This is a genomic window from Chromobacterium sp. S0633 (assembly GCF_024158805.1).
Taxonomy (GTDB): domain Bacteria; phylum Pseudomonadota; class Gammaproteobacteria; order Burkholderiales; family Chromobacteriaceae; genus Chromobacterium.
In genome coordinates, this window is record NZ_JAMZGH010000010.1 from 43,301 (window position 1) to 57,849 (window position 14,549).

Here is a 14,549-nt window from a genome sequence, read left to right on the forward strand (position 1 = left end):
TTCACCCCTGTTTCAAAATAGGCAAGCCGCCTGCGGCGTTTTCCTGGAAGACCACCGCGCCGTTGACGGCCAGCATCGCCAGCCGCCCTCCCTTGTCCCGGAGCTGACGAGCCAGCCGTTGCCCCAGAGCCTCGGCTTCTCCGGCGTCAAGCCTGGCATCCCTCACCCAGACCCGCACTGCGCCCTGATCGGCGAAGACCGTAATCTTGCAGGGCTTCAACCAAGTTCTCAGCGTCGCCGCCGTCTCGACGTCCAAGGCCGCCTCCGTGGCGAGCGGCGCTTCCGCGCCGTCCCCGCCGTCCGCAGCCGGCCTTACCGGCGCCGCCTGTCCACCCTCTGCCCTCGCCTTCGCCACCGCCTTCAAGCCTAAGCTCTCCATCGCGACCGGCGTTCCCGCGTCCACGACGCTTAGGCCCTTCGGGGCCGGTTCGGCGCCGCGCGGGGCGATCCAAGGCAAGGCTTCGGCCTCATTTGGCAAGGAGCCTGGCCGGCCCTCGACAGCCAATTCGGCGCTCGCGTCCATCCCATCGCCCAGCCGTATCGCCCTGCACACGCTGTGCTTGGCCAGTTCGGCCTCCAGCTGTCTTTGCCATTGCCGGCCCGCCTGCGGCTCCGGCGCCTCGCGCCGCGAACGCGCCGGCGCGCCGCCCGGCTCTCCATCCAACACGATGACGCTCATGCGCCTCCTTGCCTGCGGCGTTGCAGCCAAGCCTCGTCCTGCTCGCGGAACACTTTGCGTTGCTCCCGCTCGCGCGCGGCCAGCCGATGACGCTCTTTATGTTTTTCCACCTGCCTCAGTTCCGTGCGCGCATGCTGCAAAACGGCCCGCGCCTGCGCCCAATCCCGCTCTGCCTCGCTCACGTCCTGCGACAGCGCTTGGCAGCGCAGCCGCTGCTCCCGCAAGAAATTCAGGGCGGACAAGTACAGGGGAGGGTTGCCCGCCAACACGCCCAAGGCCTGTTCGCAAACGCGCATGTCCTCCTGCGCCCGACTCAGAATCTGACGAGCGGCCTCCAGACGGCTCTCGACCGCCGACAAGGCCTGACGCGCCAGTTGCAATGATGACTGGCGAAAGCCCAGCAAGGGTTCCAGGCGGTAAGGAAAACCCGTCATTTAGCCTCCTTGCAGCACAGCGGCCAAACTCGTCAGCGCCGCCGCTCTGCCCTCGCGCTGCCGAGTATCCTGTTGCAAAAAAGCCTCCAAGCCGCTTTTGCGCTCCAAAGCCTGATCCAGCTCCGGATTGCCGCCAGGACGATAGGCGCCCAACTCCAACAAGTCCTTGCTCGCCGCCAGCACGCTCAGCGTTTTGCGGCAAGCCTTCATAACGTCTTGCTCGTCCTCCGAGGTCAGCGCCGACGACAGACGGCTGACGCTGCCCAACACGTCGATCGCCGGAAAATGTCCGGTATTGGCCAGTTCGCGCGACAGCACGATGTGGCCGTCCACAATGCCGCGGACGCTATCGGCCACCGGATCGTGAATATCGTCGCCCTCCACCAAAACGGTGAACAAGCCGGTGATCGAGCCGCCCTCCTTGCGCGTGCCGCAGCGCTCCAGCATGCCGGCCAGCTCGGAGAACACCGACGGGGTGTAACCGCGCGAGGTGGCTGGTTCGCCAATGGCCAGGCCCACTTCCCGGCGGGCCATCGCATAGCGGGTCAGCGAGTCCACGATCAACAACACCGAGCGGCCCTGATCGCGAAAATGCTCGGCCACCGTCACCGCGCTCAAGGCCGCCGCCTCGCGCACTAGCGCGGGCTCGTCGGCGGTGGCGACCACCAGCACCGAACGCGCCAGCCCGGACTCACCCAGGCTTTCCTCGATAAACTCCAGCACTTCGCGGCCGCGCTCGCCAATCAGGCCCACCACCACCACGTCGGCCGCGCAATTGCGAACCAGCATGCCCAGCAGCGTGCTTTTGCCCACGCCGCTGCCCGCCATGATGGAAAGCCGCTGCCCGTAGCCTATGGTCAGCATGCTGTCTATCGCCCGGACGCCGGTTTCCATCACCCGGTTGATCCGGCTGCGGCCCAACGCCGGAATCGGCGCGCTGCGCACCGGCCTTCGCCCGGCAAACTCGATCTCTCCCTTGCCGTCCAGCGGCCGGCAAAACGCATCCACCACCCGCCCCAGCAGCGCATCGCCCACCGGCACCGAAAACGCGTGTCCGGCGGACACCACTCGAGCGCCCAGCAGCAGGCCGTCCACCGGGCCGTAGGGCAGCAACTGCAAGCGGTCCCGATCCAGGCCGGCCACTTCGGCCAACACCGCCGGTCTGTCGCCGGCCAGCTCGATATGGCACAGATCGCCCAAGCCAATGCCGGCGGGTCCGCAAGACTCCACCAACAGACCGACTTTACGGCTGACGTAGCCCACGCGTTCCACCAGATCGGAGGCGTGGATCGCCGCTCGCAATTGCTCAAGTCCGGGCGTCATCGCGCTCTGGCCTCTTGCAGACTCCGGCGCAAACGCTCCATCTGCGTGGTCATGCGTGCGTCGATATCGCCATGCAGGGTTTCAACGATGCAGCCGCCCCCGTCCAGACTGGCGTCCGCCACCACGCTCACCTCGCGGCCCGCCTCGCTCAACGCCGCATCGTCGCCCGCAAGCAAGGCCGCATCGGCCGGATGGAGGCGCACTCGCACCGGTTCGCGTCCCGCCGCCTCGCTCAAGGCGCTACGCACGCAGGAACGCGCCAGTTCGGCGGACAGCGGCATCTCGCCTATCATGCGCGCCAGCGCCTCCAGCAGCAGCGGCGACAGCATGCGCTCCACCTCCTCGTGCACCGCTTCGCGGACGCCGCCCAAGGCGGCCAGCAAGGCCTTGCCCTGAGCGCCCAGCGCCTCGCGCACACGGAGCGATTCGGCCTCGGCCTGCGCCATGCCCTCTCGATACCCTTTCTGGCGCGCCGCGGCGCGCAGCTCTTCGCACTCGGCCTGGCATTTGGCGCGCGCGGCGTCGATTTCCGCCGTCGCGCGCTCCCGCATGGCCTGGATCTCTTCTAGCGCCGGCTGCCGAGCCGCCTGGGAAGGCGCCGAATCCGCACGCGGCCGCTCAGGGGCGGCGGCCGAATCCGCGCTTTCTCGAATGCCGGGATTACGGAGGATCTCACTCATGGCGCAGCCTCCCCAACCAGGCCCGCAGCCTCAAACCCAAGCCGGTCGGAGCCTGCTCCATGCCGGCCGGACGCACCGAAGGCCGCTCCGGCACCGCCGCCGTCAACGCTTGCAAGCGCTCCCGCATGGCTTCACGCAAAGCCGGCGCCGCTTGCGTCTCTCCGCCGGACCACTCACGGCGCAGGCTGTCAATGCGCCCGCGCCAGGCTTCCGCATCCTGAGCCGCGTTCAGAAGCTTGCCGCGCTGCTCCGCGCCCAGCGCATGCCCAAGCGCCGCCAGCATCCACACCGGCTCGGCCAGCAGAACCTCCAGCAAGGGCTCCGCGCCGCGGTTCAACAGATCCGCGCCGGCAGAAGACGCCGGCGGCTCCAGTCTATCCGCCTGTTCGGTCAACGGCCTATCGTCCAATTGCTCCAGCGCCTGGCCGAGCAAAACGCGCTCCTCCTCCGTCAACCGGGATTCGAGCCAAGTCCGCTCTTCGGGCCGCAGCGCGGACACCGCCAAGGCGGCCCGCAAACTCTCCTGCCCCATCACTTGCCGCCTCCGGCCTGCTCCGCCGCCAGCCAGCGCTGCACCTGCCGCAGCAAGCGTTCGCGCTCGGACTCCGTCAGTGTGCGCGCAGTCGTTCTGCGTCGCAGCAAACCGCCGCCGATCAAGCCCAGCGCCAACAGTATGGCCGCGCCGCCCCACAAGACCCATTCGCCGACGCCTTGCTCTTTTTGGCGGGCGGGCGAAGCCGGCACGGCCTCCGCCGCCTGCGTCGCCGCCACCGGGGTCACATTGTCCATCACGGAAAAAGCGATGCCGTCGCCGCGGCCGCTATCCAGTCCCACCGCCATGGAGATCACTTCGCGCAGCCGCTCCACCGTGGCGTCGGACAAGCTGGTATTGGTCACGATGCCGACGCTGATATGCTTGACCGCCCCGCCGCCGCTGCTGGTCTGCCGCAACTCGCGGCCAACCTGGTATTCCGCGTCCAGGGATTTATTGCCCCCGGCCGACGACGGCGCCAGCCGCGAAGCATCGCCGTCCTGCCATTGCTCTTTCCGGCGAACCAGGATGCCCTTGTCCGAACCATCGCCGATCACCGACTCGCGCGTCAGCTTGTGCGAGGAGAGATCCAAGGCCACATCCACGCTGACCGCCGCCTGGTTCTGCCCAAGCGCCGTATCCAGAATGCGGCTCACTTTGTCGGCCAAATAAGCTTCGGTTTCCTTTTTCAACTGCAAGCCAGCGTCTATGCCCGCCACGCCTTCTTCGTCCTGCGCGCGCGCCGACAAGGCCACGCCGCGCTGGTCCAGCACCGTCACCGCGGCGGCGTCCAGGTCCGGCACCGAAGCCGCGACCAGCCGCTGGATGCCGCTGACCTGCTCCTGCTGCAGGCTCTTGCCGCCTTTCAGCGTCACCCAGACCGAAGACTTGGCCTTGGCGCCGCGCTTGCGCAACATTCCGCCCTCCGGCAACACCAGGTGAACGCGCGCGTTCTGAACTTCGTCGAAGCCCATGATGGTGCGCGCCAACTCGCCCTGCAGCGCGCGCAGATAATTGATCTTTTGCGCAAACTCGGTCACGCCGAACTCCGCATTGTTGAACAGCTCGAAGCCCACCGAGCTCTTCAGATCCAGGCCGCCGCCCAGCAGCTTCATCCGGGTCTTGTACAACAAATCCTTTTCCACCTGGACGGTCTTGCCTTCATCCGTCAGCTGATAGGGCGTTTTCTGCTTTTCCAGCGCAGCCACCACGCTGGCCGCGTCGCGCGCGTCCAGATCGGCAAACAACACCTGGTAGTCAACGCGCCCGGACCACCAGAACGCGCCGGCCGGCAACGCCACCGCCGCCAGGGCGCCCGCCACCAGGAGGGCGCGCCCCGCGCCCGAAGAGCGCTGCCACAGCGCCTTGAAAAAATCGACCATCTCTCGCCTATCCAATCAAATATCCACATCGCTGTTTACGATCTCGCGAACTTGAGCGAGACCAGGCGAAAACAGCAGAGGAAGCGGAGTTGCCATCAAATCAATGAACACTCCGAAGATGTATTCACCGCGCAACGTTAAGACGACGCGCAGTAGATCGTATCGGTCCTAAACCGCTCGTCACACCTGCATCCTCATCACTTCCTGATAAGCGTCCAGCACCTTGTTGCGCGCCTGCATGAACAGCTCGAACTGCATGCGGGTCTCCTCCATCCGCAACATCACCTGGTGCAAGCTGCCCGCCTGGCCGGTCGCCACATCGTTGAGCAAGCCGCCCAGGCTGTTTTCGGACTTCTCCAGCTGGGTCAGCACTTTTTCAAATCCGGTCGGCGCCAAGGGCTTGGCCGTCGCGACGGACAGAGAATCCGCCAGCGCGCTGCCGGCAATGGCCTCAATCATTGTTTGCCTCCAATTTCCAGCGCCTTCTGCATCATCGAGCGCCCCGCGTTGAACGCGGTCACGTTCGCTTCATAAGACCGAACCGCCATGGTCAGCGCAAACATCTCTTCCAAAGTGTTCACGCCGGCGTATTGCACATAGCCTTGCGCGTCGGCCAGGGGGCTGGACGGCTCCAACACCTTGCGGGCCGGCGCGTCGGACTCCACCACCACGGCGCGGATGCCCCCAGGCGGAGGCAAGCCGGCCTCCGCCCGCGCCAGCGCCTGGCCAAACTGCGCGCCCACCGGCTGGGTCATCACCCGCAAGGGCTTGGCCAGCGGCGCGCCCGGCGCCGCCGCCACATTGGCGTTGGCGATATTGCGCGCGGCCACTTCCGCCCGCAGCTGCTCCACGTCCATGCCGCTCTGGCTGATCGCCAGTGACTCCCAAAGCCCGGCCACTTAGCGCCTCCCGTCCGAAATCGCCAACTGCATGATGGCCAGCTGCTTATTGATGCCCTTGATCAGGGTCTGGTAACGCAGTGTGGTATCCGCCAGCTGCGACACCTGGTGGCTCAACTCCGCGGCGGAACCAGCCGCTCCGGGAGCAATTGCGGGACGCCGATCCGGCAGAATGCGCGGCCCGGCGCCCTCCACGCCTTGCAAGGCGGATTCGAAGTCCACGCGCAGCGGCGTATAACCGGGGGTATTGAGATTCGCGATGTTCTGCGCGATGACCTGCTGCCGCAGCACCAGGCCGTCCAGTGAGCGCGAGACGGTTTCGCCAAGCGAAGCGATTTGCATTGCCCCTTCCTCCCTTATTGAATGACCAGTTCCGCGCGCAGCGCGCCGGCGGTTCTGACCGCCTGCAACACCGCGATCACGTCGCGCGGACTGGCTTGAATGCGATTGAGCGCCGCAACCAGATCGGCGATGGTGGAATTGCCTTTCAGGCTGATCCCCGGCAAGGGCTTTTCCTGGACCGCGACGCGGGTCTGCGGCACCACCGTTGTCCGCACGTCGCGCGCGGAGCCAAACAGCGAAGGCGGTTGCGACACCAGATAATCGGTTTCCACCGATATTTTCAAGTCGCCATGTACCACGGTGACGGCGGAGAGCATCACATTGCCGCCCGCCACCACAGTGCCGGTGCGTTCGTTCACCACCACCCGCGCGCGGTCGTCCGGCGTCACCTCGATCGCTTCGATCCGGCTCAAAAGGCTGGTCGTGCCCGCCGCCGAGGCCGCGTCCACCCGAATCCCCACCTTGCCGGCCCCCAGCGGGCTGGCGAGATTGCCGCCCAGCTTCTGATTGATCGCCCGCGCAATGCGCTCGGCCGTGGTGAAGTCCGGCGCGGACAGCAGAAATTCGGCCATGCCGTTGCGGAGGAAGTGGGTGGCCACAGCCTGCTCCACAATGCCGCCGGCGGGAATCTGTCCTACCGTGGGATGGTTTTTCTGCACCCGGTTGCCATTGCTGTCGTAACGGTAGCCGCCAACCGACAGCGCCCCCTGCGCCAGCACGTAGACCTGGCCATCGCCGCCCTTCAGCGGCGTCTGCAGCAAACTGCCGCCCAATAAGCTGCGGGCATCGCCGATGGACGTCACGGTGACGTCCACTCGCGCCCCGGGCTCCAGCAAGGGCGGCATATTGGCGGTGACCATCACCGCCGCCGCGTTGCGGCTATTGACCTGGTCCGGCCCTAAATTGACCTCGAACTGCTTGAGCAGGTTGGCCAGCGATTGCTGGGTCATCTGGCTGCGCGCGCTGTCGCCGCTCCCCGCCAGGCCCGTCACCAGGCCATAGCCGATCAACTGGTTGTCACGCCAGCCATTGAAGCGGCCCAAGTCCTTGATACGCTCGCCCGCCTGGGCCAGCGCAACGGTCAGCGCCAGCAATGCGCCGCCTTGCAACACCCGCAAGCACCATGTTCTCTTATTCATTTCCGCTCGACCCTGCCAGGCCGCCTGTTGTCACAACACATCCACCACGCCGTCAGCCACGACGATGGCCTTGAACACGGATTGATCCCGCTCCCGTCTGACGTAAACCAGCTGCCCGATGGCGCCGTCGCCCAAGGCTTCCGCGCCCACTTCCAAACGGATCGCCCCGCTGCTCAAACGAGCCAACACCCGCTCTCCCTTGCGCACCCGCGCCGCCGGCCTGGCGTCCGCCAGCCGCAGCACCGTTCCCGCTGCCAGGTCCCTGGCGGCGGCCATGCCCTGCAAAGAGGACAGCGGCCTTGCTTCCGTCCAGTCCGCCAGCGTTTGCTCGGCATTGGCCGCGGACAAGGCTTCGCCTTTCGCCACCGCCCGGCTGGCGCGATACACCGGCCGCAAACAACTCACCTGCAACCAAACCGGCCAACTGCCGTACAACTCGGGTCCTTCAAACACATCCAGCCACACCGCCATCCGTCTCGCCAGAGCGGGCGCGGCGGGCAAACGCGCCGCTAGGCGGACGCCTTGAGCCGGCAGCTGCGCTTTGATCTCGTTCCGCTCAGGCTGAAGCTCCAAACGCTCGCACTCGCCGGCCAACCCGGCGCGCAAAGCCTGCTCCGCCTCCTTGGCCAGCGCAGGCGCCGCCGGTTCTCCGCCCGCGCGCGTAACCGTCAGCCGCTCGGGCAACCGTACCGGCCAGCGCTCCGCCTCCACTCCCAGCGCCATCCGCCACGCGCTCAACAACTGCGCGCGCCCCAGCGTCCGGGTTTCTCCGGCCTTCAGGCCGGTGGCCAGCGGCCGCGCCTCCAGCGCGCGCCGCAACGCGGCGGGAACCTCCCCCTCCAACGCCTGAGCCAGGTTGACGCTGCGGCCCTCCACTTCAAGCGCGCTCCGCGCCGTTAGCGGCTGAGCCGGAATCGACGCCGCCCACACCGCCAGCAGCGCGGCTCGCTTCATCAGCCGCGCCGCAAATTGTTGACGATGGACTGCATCTCGTCCGCGGCCTGGATAATGCGGGAATTGGCTTCAAACGCGCGCTGGGCCAGCATCATGCTGACCAGTTCGTCCGCCATCTTCACATTGGAGCCTTCCAGGTATTTCTGCGCCAACTTGCCGCGCCCCTCTTCCCCGGCCAGCCCCATCTGCGCGGCGCCGGACTGCTCGGTCGCCTGATACAGGCCCTCTCCCACCGGCTTGAGCCCGGCCGGATTATTGAACATGGCCAACTCGATCCGGCCGACGTCCAGCGTCTTACCGTCCTCGGTCAACGCGGAAACCCGGCCGTCCTCGGCCACCCGCAGGCCGCGGGCGTCTCGCGGCAGCGTAATGGCGGGCTCCAACGGCTGACCGCTGCGCAGCTGCAACAAACCGTCCTCGCCCACCCGCAACGAACCCAAGCGGCTGAACAGCTGGCTGCCGTCCGGGTTGCCGACGGCGACAAAACCCTCGCCATTGAGCGCAACGTCGAACTCCGACTCCGACGGCCGCAAATCCCCCTGGCTGAACACTTTTTCCACCGCGCTCAGCCGCGTGCCCAGGCCCAAATAGGCCGCGCCGGCGGTTTCGCCCTGAGCCGGCGTCTGCCGCGCGGATTCGCGGTAGACCAGATCCTCGAACACCGCTTGCGAACGCTTGTAAGCCGGCGTGTTCATATTGGCCAGATTATTGGCCACCGCCTCCAAACCGCCTTGCTGCGCCGCCATGCCGGTGGCGCCCACATACAATGCATCAATCACGATTCCGTCCTCGTCTTAAAACTCGCCCAAGCTGCGCAGCGCCTTGTCCCACACCGCGTCCATGCCTTGCACCGCCTTCTGCACCGATTCGAAATGGCGGGTCGCCTCCATCAACTCCACCATTTCCCGCGTGGAGTTCACATTGGACATTTCCAGAAAACCCTGTCGCAAACGGCCCGGGCCGCCCAAGTCCTTGGGATCGACCATGGCTCCGCTGACCCGGTACAAGCCGTTGCCGGCGGCCTCCAGCCGCGCGTCCTTGGCCGGGTAAACCAGCTTGATGCGGGCCACCGCCAGCTCCTTCTGGAAAACCTGACCATCGTCAGCCACGCGAAAAGCGCCCGGCTGCAGAAAGATCTCCCCCTGCTCCCCCTCCAGCGGCATGCCGGATTGGGCCAGCACCAGCCTGCCTCGGCTGTCCAGCCGCAACGCGCCGCCGCGGCTGAGGTAAGCGCCACCGTTATCCTGCGCGGAGAAATAACCGGGACCCTCTATCGCCAGATCCAAATCGGAACCCGTACGGCTCATCGCGCCTTGCCGCCCATCCGCCAGCGCGCCGGCCTGGACGTCCCCGCCCAGGGTGAACAAGCGCTTGTAACCCGTCGTATTGCTGTTGGCGATGTTGTGGGCCACGGTATTGACCCGGTTCATATCGGCTTGCATCGAAGCCGCCATCGCGTTCAATAACTCGCTCATCCGAGCCCTCCGTCAAAACGTCACTGCGGCGAAGGCCTTCAAGCCCACGCCCGGCGGCACTTCGTTCAAGGCCAGCACATGCAGGTGCGGCATCATCCGCGCGGTCAGCTTGCGCAAATTGGCGCGCACCTCCGGCGCGCACAACAGCACCGGCATATGATTGGCGCCGGCCATCCTTTCGGACTCGGCCAACATCTTCTTCAGCAGTTGCTCGGCAAACCGCGGGTCCAGCGCCAGCGAAGCGGCGCCGCCCTCGCTGCGGCGCAAGCCGTCGTACAAGGTTTGCTCGATGCCGCCGTCCAAGGTGATCACGTGCAAGGCGCCGTCGCCATCCAGCAGCGGCGCGCAAATCACGCTGCCCAGACGCTGACGCACGCGCGTGGTCAATTCGTCCACGTCCTTGCTGGCGCGCGCCGCGTCCACCAGCACCTCCAGAATCGTGTCCATGCGCCGGATAGACACCTTCTCCTGCAACAAGGCCTGCAGCACCTTCTGGATTTCGCTGAGCGTCATCACATTGGGCAGCAGCTCGTCCAACAGGCTGGCCTGGGTTTGGCGCAAATGCTGCGCCAGGCGCTCCACTTCCTCGCGGGTCAGCAAGTCCGCGGAGTGTCGCTTCACGATTTCGGAAAAATGCGTCATGAACACCGTGGCGGCGTCCACCACGGTGTAGCCCAGCTCGCGCGCGCGCGGCCGCTGCGCGTCCTGAATCCAGATGGCGGGCAGGTTGTAGGCGGGATCGGTAGTGGGCGTGCCTTCCAGCTTGCCGCGCTCGCCGCCGGGATGGATCGCCAACCAGGCTCCGGGCTCCAAACGCCCCTCGCCCGCCTTGTCGCCCTGCAAACGGATCTGGTAAGCGCCGTCGCGCAAGCTCTTGCTTTCCCTCACCTTCACCTTGGGCAGCACCAGACCGGAATCCAGCATGTATTGCTTGCGGAATAGAGCGATGCGCTCCAACAGCAGGCTGCCGTCCTGCCCCATCAGCGGCATCAGATCCGGCGCCAGCTCGATGGACAACAGATCCACCCTCAGTTCGTCGTACAGCGAGGCGTCGGCCGCCTCCGTCTCCGCGGCGGCCTCATCCACCAGGCCGCCGTCTTCGGCGCCGCCCCGCAAACGGCGCAGCGCCAGGCCGCCGCCGGCGAACAAAGCGGCCAGCATCAAGGCAGGCAAGGCCGGCAAGCCGGGCAGCAGCGCGGCCAGCGCCAACGCGCCCGCCACCATCAGCAAAATATTGGGATAGGCGGTGAACTGACCCAGCACCTCGCTGCTCAGCCTGTCGTCCGACGCCGAGCGCGTGATAATGATGCCGGTGCCCACCGAAATCACCAGCGCTGGCACCTGGGTCACGATGCCGTCGCCAATGGTCAGCAAGGTGTAAGTCTGCAAGGCCTCCTGCCACGGCATACCGTGCTGGGCCACCCCCACCGCGAAACCGCCCACGATATTGATCAGCATGATGATGATGCCGGCGATGGCGTCGCCCTTGACGAACTTGCTGGCGCCGTCCATCGCGCCATAGAAGCCCGCCTCTTTCTCCAGCTCCTTGCGTCTACGCTGCGCCTCCGTCTGATCGATGAAGCCCATGTTCAGATCGGCGTCGATGCTCATCTGCTGACCGGGCATGCTGTCCAGCGTAAACCGCGCCGCCACCTCCGCCACCCGCTGCGCGCCGCTGGTCACCACCACGTACTGCACCACCACCAGGATCAGGAACACGATCACCCCGATCACATAGTTGCCGCCCACCACATAGGAACCAATGGCGCCGATCACCCGGCCGGCGTCGCCGTCGGACAGGATCAGCCGGGTGGCGGACACGTTCAGCGCCAGACGCAGCAAAGTGGCGATCAGCAACACCGACGGGAAGGTGGAAAAATCCACCGGCTTGCGCACATAGAAGGTCAGCAACAGCACAAACAGCGCCAAACTGAAATTGCCCAGCAACAGCGCATCCAGCACTCGGGCCGAAACCGGAGTGAACAAGACGAACAAAATGCCGACCATCAGCAGGATGATCGACACGTTCGCCCCTTCTTTGAACAACTTGAGCAAGCTACTCATCTAAAACGCCATCGCAACACCGCCTGTCTCCGGCAGTTCAGCCCTTCTTGACCCGAAACGCCCAAACCAGCGCCTTGGCCACATCGCTGAAATAAGCATCGGGAATCCATTCATCCACATCCACATCGCGAAACAAACCGCGCGCCAACGGCCGGTTCTCCAGAATCGGCACGCCATGCCGCCTGGCGGTCTCTTTCATCTTCAAAGCCATCTCGCCGGCCCCCTTGGCCAGCAGCATCGGCGCCGCCATCTTGCCGCGCTGGTACTGGATCGCCAGCGCCAGATGGCGGGGGTTCACCACCAGCACATCCGCCTCAGGCACCCGCGACGCGGCGCGCGTCTTTTGCAAAAACTGCTGGCGGATCTCCTTCAGCTTGGACTTGATCCGCGGGTCGCCCTCCCGCCGCTTGTACTCTTCCTTCACCTCGCGCTTGGACATCCGCAGCTTCTTGCTGAGCGTGCGCTTCACAAACAGCCAATCCACCACCGCCGCCAACAACATGACCAAGGCCATATAACGCAGCACTTGCAGCAGGGCGTTGCCGGTGGCCGCAGCCACCCGGCCCGGCCCCGCGCCGGTCAACAACAGCCAGTCCGGCAGCATCTCCCGGATGATCCAGTACAGCACCAGAGAGAAAGCCAGAAACTTGATGCTGGACTTCACCGCCTCAAACACGGATCTCAAGGTGAACAAGCGCTTGAGACCCTCCATCGGATTGAGCTTCTGCCAATCCGGCTTCAAGGGCTCCGTGGAGAACAGCAGCCCCACCTGAGCGGCTCCGGCCACGCCCGCCGTCAGCGCCAACAACAGCCATAAGGGAAGCAGGGTCTGAAACAACTCCAGCGCCAATTGCCGCATCCACACCGACAAGGCCTGCTGCGCAAACGACCACTCCCCCGCATGCGACAACAACAGAGAGAACAGGCCAAGACAATGCCGCGCCATGCCGGGACCCAAGGCCATCAGCGCCAGCAACAGGGTCAGGGCCGACACCACGCCCAAGACATCCTGACTGCGCGCCACCGACCCCTTCTTGCGGGCCTCCTCGCGCTTATGCGGCGTCGCCTCTTCCGACCGGTCCTGCTCTTGCTCCGCCACCTAGCTCCCCTGGAAGCTCGCCAGATAATTCAATATCGAGGCAAACCAGCGTTCAAAAAAACCGCCCAAACGCGGCAAGATCACCGCCAGCACCGCCAGGCCCACGCCCACCTTCACCGGCATGGCCATCACGAAAGCATTGAACTGAGGCATGGAGCGGGAAATCAGCGCCACGCCCACATCAATGGCGAACAAGGCGATCAACAGCGGCGCCGCCAATGAAAGCGCCAACGCAAACAGCACGCCAAACTGCCCCAGCGCCCGCTCAGCCAGCAGCAGGCTGACCGGCTCGCCCACCGGCAGGGCCTCCAGCAGGAAAACCATCGCCTGCAACAACATGTGGTGCCCGTTCACCGCATAGACGTACGCCACCGCCAGCAGCTCGAACGCCAGGCCCATGGCCGCGCCGGATTGCTTCGTCAACGGATTGATCACGCCCGACAAGCCAAAGCCGATCTGGGTATCCAACAAACGTCCCGCAAACGCCAGCGCGCCAAACGCGCACTGCACGCCAAAACCAAGCACGGCGCCGATGAACAACTCGGTCAAAGCCTGCCCGGCCAGCACCCAGCCATTGGCGGGCAAAGCCAGCCTCAACCCCAGGCCGTACGTCATCAGCGCCGCCAGGCTCAAACCCAGCAAGCCGCGCACCACCCCGGGCACATTGGCCGCGCCTATCACCGGCGTCAGCAACAAGACCGGTGCCAAACGCAGCGACAGCAAAAAAGAGGCGTATAGCCAGGCCAAATCCAGGGGAAAAGACATTGAGAAGCGTTTCAGAACAAGGACGGGATACTGCCGATCACGCCCGCGGCGTAGTTCACCAGCGACTTCAGCATCCACGGGCCAAACAACAACAGGGCCGCGAATACCGCCAGCAACTTGGGCACGAAAGCCAAAGAAGCATCCTGGATCTGGGTCACTACCTGGATCACGCTAACCAAGATGCCCACCACCAGGCTGAACAACAGCACGGGGCCGGCAATGGCCAAGGCCATCCACATCATTTGCGACATCAACTGCAGTGATTGATCGCCCGTCATTCCACCCGCCCTCATGCGGCGGCCTGGTTTTTGATGCGCAATCAACGCAAAAACAACCAAACCGCACAAATGATACGGATATTAACGATATTCATACTTTTTTACAACATACCATAACAATATTTACAAACACAGAAAACTCAATTTAAATACATGATTTTTAAGTACAAATTCAAAACTTCAGCCATTTTCAGCCGCTGCGATCATGAGTTCAGCTTCTTTATCAGCAGTAAAAATCACGCCATGCAAAGCCGCCGCCAAGATTAAACCGCGACATAACGGCAACCATTCAAGCGCACAGCGGCTTAGAACCTGTTCAAAATCTCGCGGACAAGAGTGAGATGAGGAGAAAACCGCTGAGAAAGCGGACTGCACAAGCGCTATATGAGCATTTCGAATGCTGTACTCACCGTGCAAAGTCTGACGAAACGCAACAGACTTTGAATAGATTCTTACAAATACCAGGCAAGGCAGAGAGCAAAGCATCCCCTTCACACCACCTCC

Annotated in this window: 17 protein-coding genes; all 17 read right to left on the reverse strand. The window is 64.6% G+C overall.

Translation table 11 applies throughout. The features are described 5' to 3' along the window. Position 1: 1 nt before the first annotated feature. A complete protein-coding gene (locus NK214_RS09325) occupies positions 2–679 on the reverse strand; it encodes a hypothetical protein (RefSeq protein ID WP_253314306.1) in 678 nt (225 codons plus the stop codon). Continuing rightward, positions 676–1,113 (reverse strand): hypothetical protein, encoded by a 438-nt coding sequence (locus NK214_RS09330; RefSeq protein ID WP_253314307.1) that lies wholly within the window; start codon positions 1,111–1,113, stop codon positions 676–678. The genes NK214_RS09325 and NK214_RS09330 overlap by 4 nt, the downstream gene beginning before the upstream one ends. Then, complete coding sequence (locus tag NK214_RS09335) at positions 1,114–2,436, reverse strand: FliI/YscN family ATPase (RefSeq protein ID WP_253314308.1); 1,323 nt, start codon at positions 2,434–2,436, stop codon at positions 1,114–1,116. Next, positions 2,433–3,116: a FliH/SctL family protein gene (locus NK214_RS09340; protein WP_253314309.1), complete on the reverse strand. Its 684-nt coding sequence runs from the start codon at positions 3,114–3,116 to the stop codon at positions 2,433–2,435. Before NK214_RS09340 ends, NK214_RS09335 begins: the two co-directional genes overlap by 4 nt. After that, positions 3,109–3,648 carry a hypothetical protein gene (locus tag NK214_RS09345; RefSeq protein ID WP_253314310.1) on the reverse strand — a complete coding sequence of 180 codons (540 nt, stop codon included), beginning with the start codon at positions 3,646–3,648 and terminating at the stop codon, positions 3,109–3,111. Before NK214_RS09345 ends, NK214_RS09340 begins: the two co-directional genes overlap by 8 nt. After that, a complete protein-coding gene (gene fliF / locus NK214_RS09350; RefSeq protein WP_253314311.1) occupies positions 3,648–5,030 on the reverse strand; it encodes a flagellar basal-body MS-ring/collar protein FliF in 1,383 nt (460 codons plus the stop codon). The genes NK214_RS09345 and fliF overlap by 1 nt, the downstream gene beginning before the upstream one ends. A gap of 180 nt (positions 5,031–5,210) precedes the next feature. After that, positions 5,211–5,489 carry a flagellar hook-basal body complex protein FliE gene (locus tag NK214_RS09355; RefSeq protein ID WP_235084201.1) on the reverse strand — a complete coding sequence of 93 codons (279 nt, stop codon included), beginning with the start codon at positions 5,487–5,489 and terminating at the stop codon, positions 5,211–5,213. Further along, positions 5,486–5,929, reverse strand: a complete 444-nt coding sequence (locus tag NK214_RS09360) for a flagellar basal body rod protein FlgC (RefSeq protein ID WP_166451303.1) — start codon at positions 5,927–5,929, stop codon at positions 5,486–5,488. The genes NK214_RS09355 and NK214_RS09360 overlap by 4 nt, the downstream gene beginning before the upstream one ends. Next, the gene (locus tag NK214_RS09365) at positions 5,930–6,271 is read right to left on the reverse strand and encodes a flagellar basal body protein (RefSeq protein ID WP_253314312.1); all 342 of its coding nucleotides are present in this window, start codon (positions 6,269–6,271) and stop codon (positions 5,930–5,932) included. 14 nt (positions 6,272–6,285) lie between these two features. Next, the gene (locus NK214_RS09370; protein WP_253314313.1) at positions 6,286–7,410 is read right to left on the reverse strand and encodes a flagellar basal body P-ring protein FlgI; all 1,125 of its coding nucleotides are present in this window, start codon (positions 7,408–7,410) and stop codon (positions 6,286–6,288) included. A 30-nt stretch (positions 7,411–7,440) separates the two neighbouring features. Then, positions 7,441–8,364, reverse strand: coding sequence for a flagellar basal body P-ring formation chaperone FlgA (gene flgA / locus NK214_RS09375; protein ID WP_253314314.1), 924 nt, complete (start codon positions 8,362–8,364; stop codon positions 7,441–7,443). Further along, entirely contained in the window at positions 8,364–9,143 is a 780-nt protein-coding gene (gene flgG / locus NK214_RS09380; protein WP_166451307.1) for a flagellar basal-body rod protein FlgG, read from the reverse strand. Before flgG ends, flgA begins: the two co-directional genes overlap by 1 nt. 15 nt (positions 9,144–9,158) lie before the next feature. After that, positions 9,159–9,839, reverse strand: a complete 681-nt coding sequence (locus NK214_RS09385; protein WP_166451308.1) for a flagellar hook-basal body protein — start codon at positions 9,837–9,839, stop codon at positions 9,159–9,161. Positions 9,840–9,851: 12 nt separating this feature from the next. Then, complete coding sequence (gene flhA / locus NK214_RS09390; RefSeq protein WP_253314315.1) at positions 9,852–11,903, reverse strand: flagellar biosynthesis protein FlhA; 2,052 nt, start codon at positions 11,901–11,903, stop codon at positions 9,852–9,854. 37 nt (positions 11,904–11,940) lie between these two features. Beyond that, on the reverse strand, positions 11,941–13,002 hold the full coding sequence (locus tag NK214_RS09395) for an EscU/YscU/HrcU family type III secretion system export apparatus switch protein (RefSeq protein WP_253314316.1): 1,062 nt from the start codon (positions 13,000–13,002) through the stop codon (positions 11,941–11,943). Beyond that, on the reverse strand, positions 13,003–13,767 hold the full coding sequence (locus tag NK214_RS09400) for a flagellar biosynthetic protein FliR (protein WP_253314317.1): 765 nt from the start codon (positions 13,765–13,767) through the stop codon (positions 13,003–13,005). It abuts the gene before it with no gap. Positions 13,768–13,778: 11 nt separating this feature from the next. Then, positions 13,779–14,045, reverse strand: coding sequence for a flagellar biosynthesis protein FliQ (gene fliQ, locus NK214_RS09405; RefSeq protein WP_107731646.1), 267 nt, complete (start codon positions 14,043–14,045; stop codon positions 13,779–13,781). Positions 14,046–14,549: the final 504 nt, after the last annotated feature.

Coding starts and splice junctions, on each gene's coding strand:
- flhA (WP_253314315.1), bottom strand. CDS start 11,903: ATGAGTAGCTTGCTCAAGTTGTTCAAAGAAGGGGCGAACGTGTCGATC.
- NK214_RS09355 (WP_235084201.1), bottom strand. CDS start 5,489: ATGATTGAGGCCATTGCCGGCAGCGCGCTGGCGGATTCTCTGTCCGTC.
- flgA (WP_253314314.1), bottom strand. CDS start 8,364: ATGAAGCGAGCCGCGCTGCTGGCGGTGTGGGCGGCGTCGATTCCGGCT.
- NK214_RS09365 (WP_253314312.1), bottom strand. CDS start 6,271: ATGCAAATCGCTTCGCTTGGCGAAACCGTCTCGCGCTCACTGGACGGC.
- NK214_RS09330 (WP_253314307.1), bottom strand. CDS start 1,113: ATGACGGGTTTTCCTTACCGCCTGGAACCCTTGCTGGGCTTTCGCCAG.
- fliQ (WP_107731646.1), bottom strand. CDS start 14,045: ATGACGGGCGATCAATCACTGCAGTTGATGTCGCAAATGATGTGGATG.
- NK214_RS09400 (WP_253314317.1), bottom strand. CDS start 13,767: ATGTCTTTTCCCCTGGATTTGGCCTGGCTATACGCCTCTTTTTTGCTG.
- NK214_RS09345 (WP_253314310.1), bottom strand. CDS start 3,648: ATGGGGCAGGAGAGTTTGCGGGCCGCCTTGGCGGTGTCCGCGCTGCGG.
- NK214_RS09335 (WP_253314308.1), bottom strand. CDS start 2,436: ATGACGCCCGGACTTGAGCAATTGCGAGCGGCGATCCACGCCTCCGAT.
- NK214_RS09340 (WP_253314309.1), bottom strand. CDS start 3,116: ATGAGTGAGATCCTCCGTAATCCCGGCATTCGAGAAAGCGCGGATTCG.
- NK214_RS09370 (WP_253314313.1), bottom strand. CDS start 7,410: ATGAATAAGAGAACATGGTGCTTGCGGGTGTTGCAAGGCGGCGCATTG.
- NK214_RS09325 (WP_253314306.1), bottom strand. CDS start 679: ATGAGCGTCATCGTGTTGGATGGAGAGCCGGGCGGCGCGCCGGCGCGT.
- fliF (WP_253314311.1), bottom strand. CDS start 5,030: ATGGTCGATTTTTTCAAGGCGCTGTGGCAGCGCTCTTCGGGCGCGGGG.
- NK214_RS09385 (WP_166451308.1), bottom strand. CDS start 9,839: ATGAGCGAGTTATTGAACGCGATGGCGGCTTCGATGCAAGCCGATATG.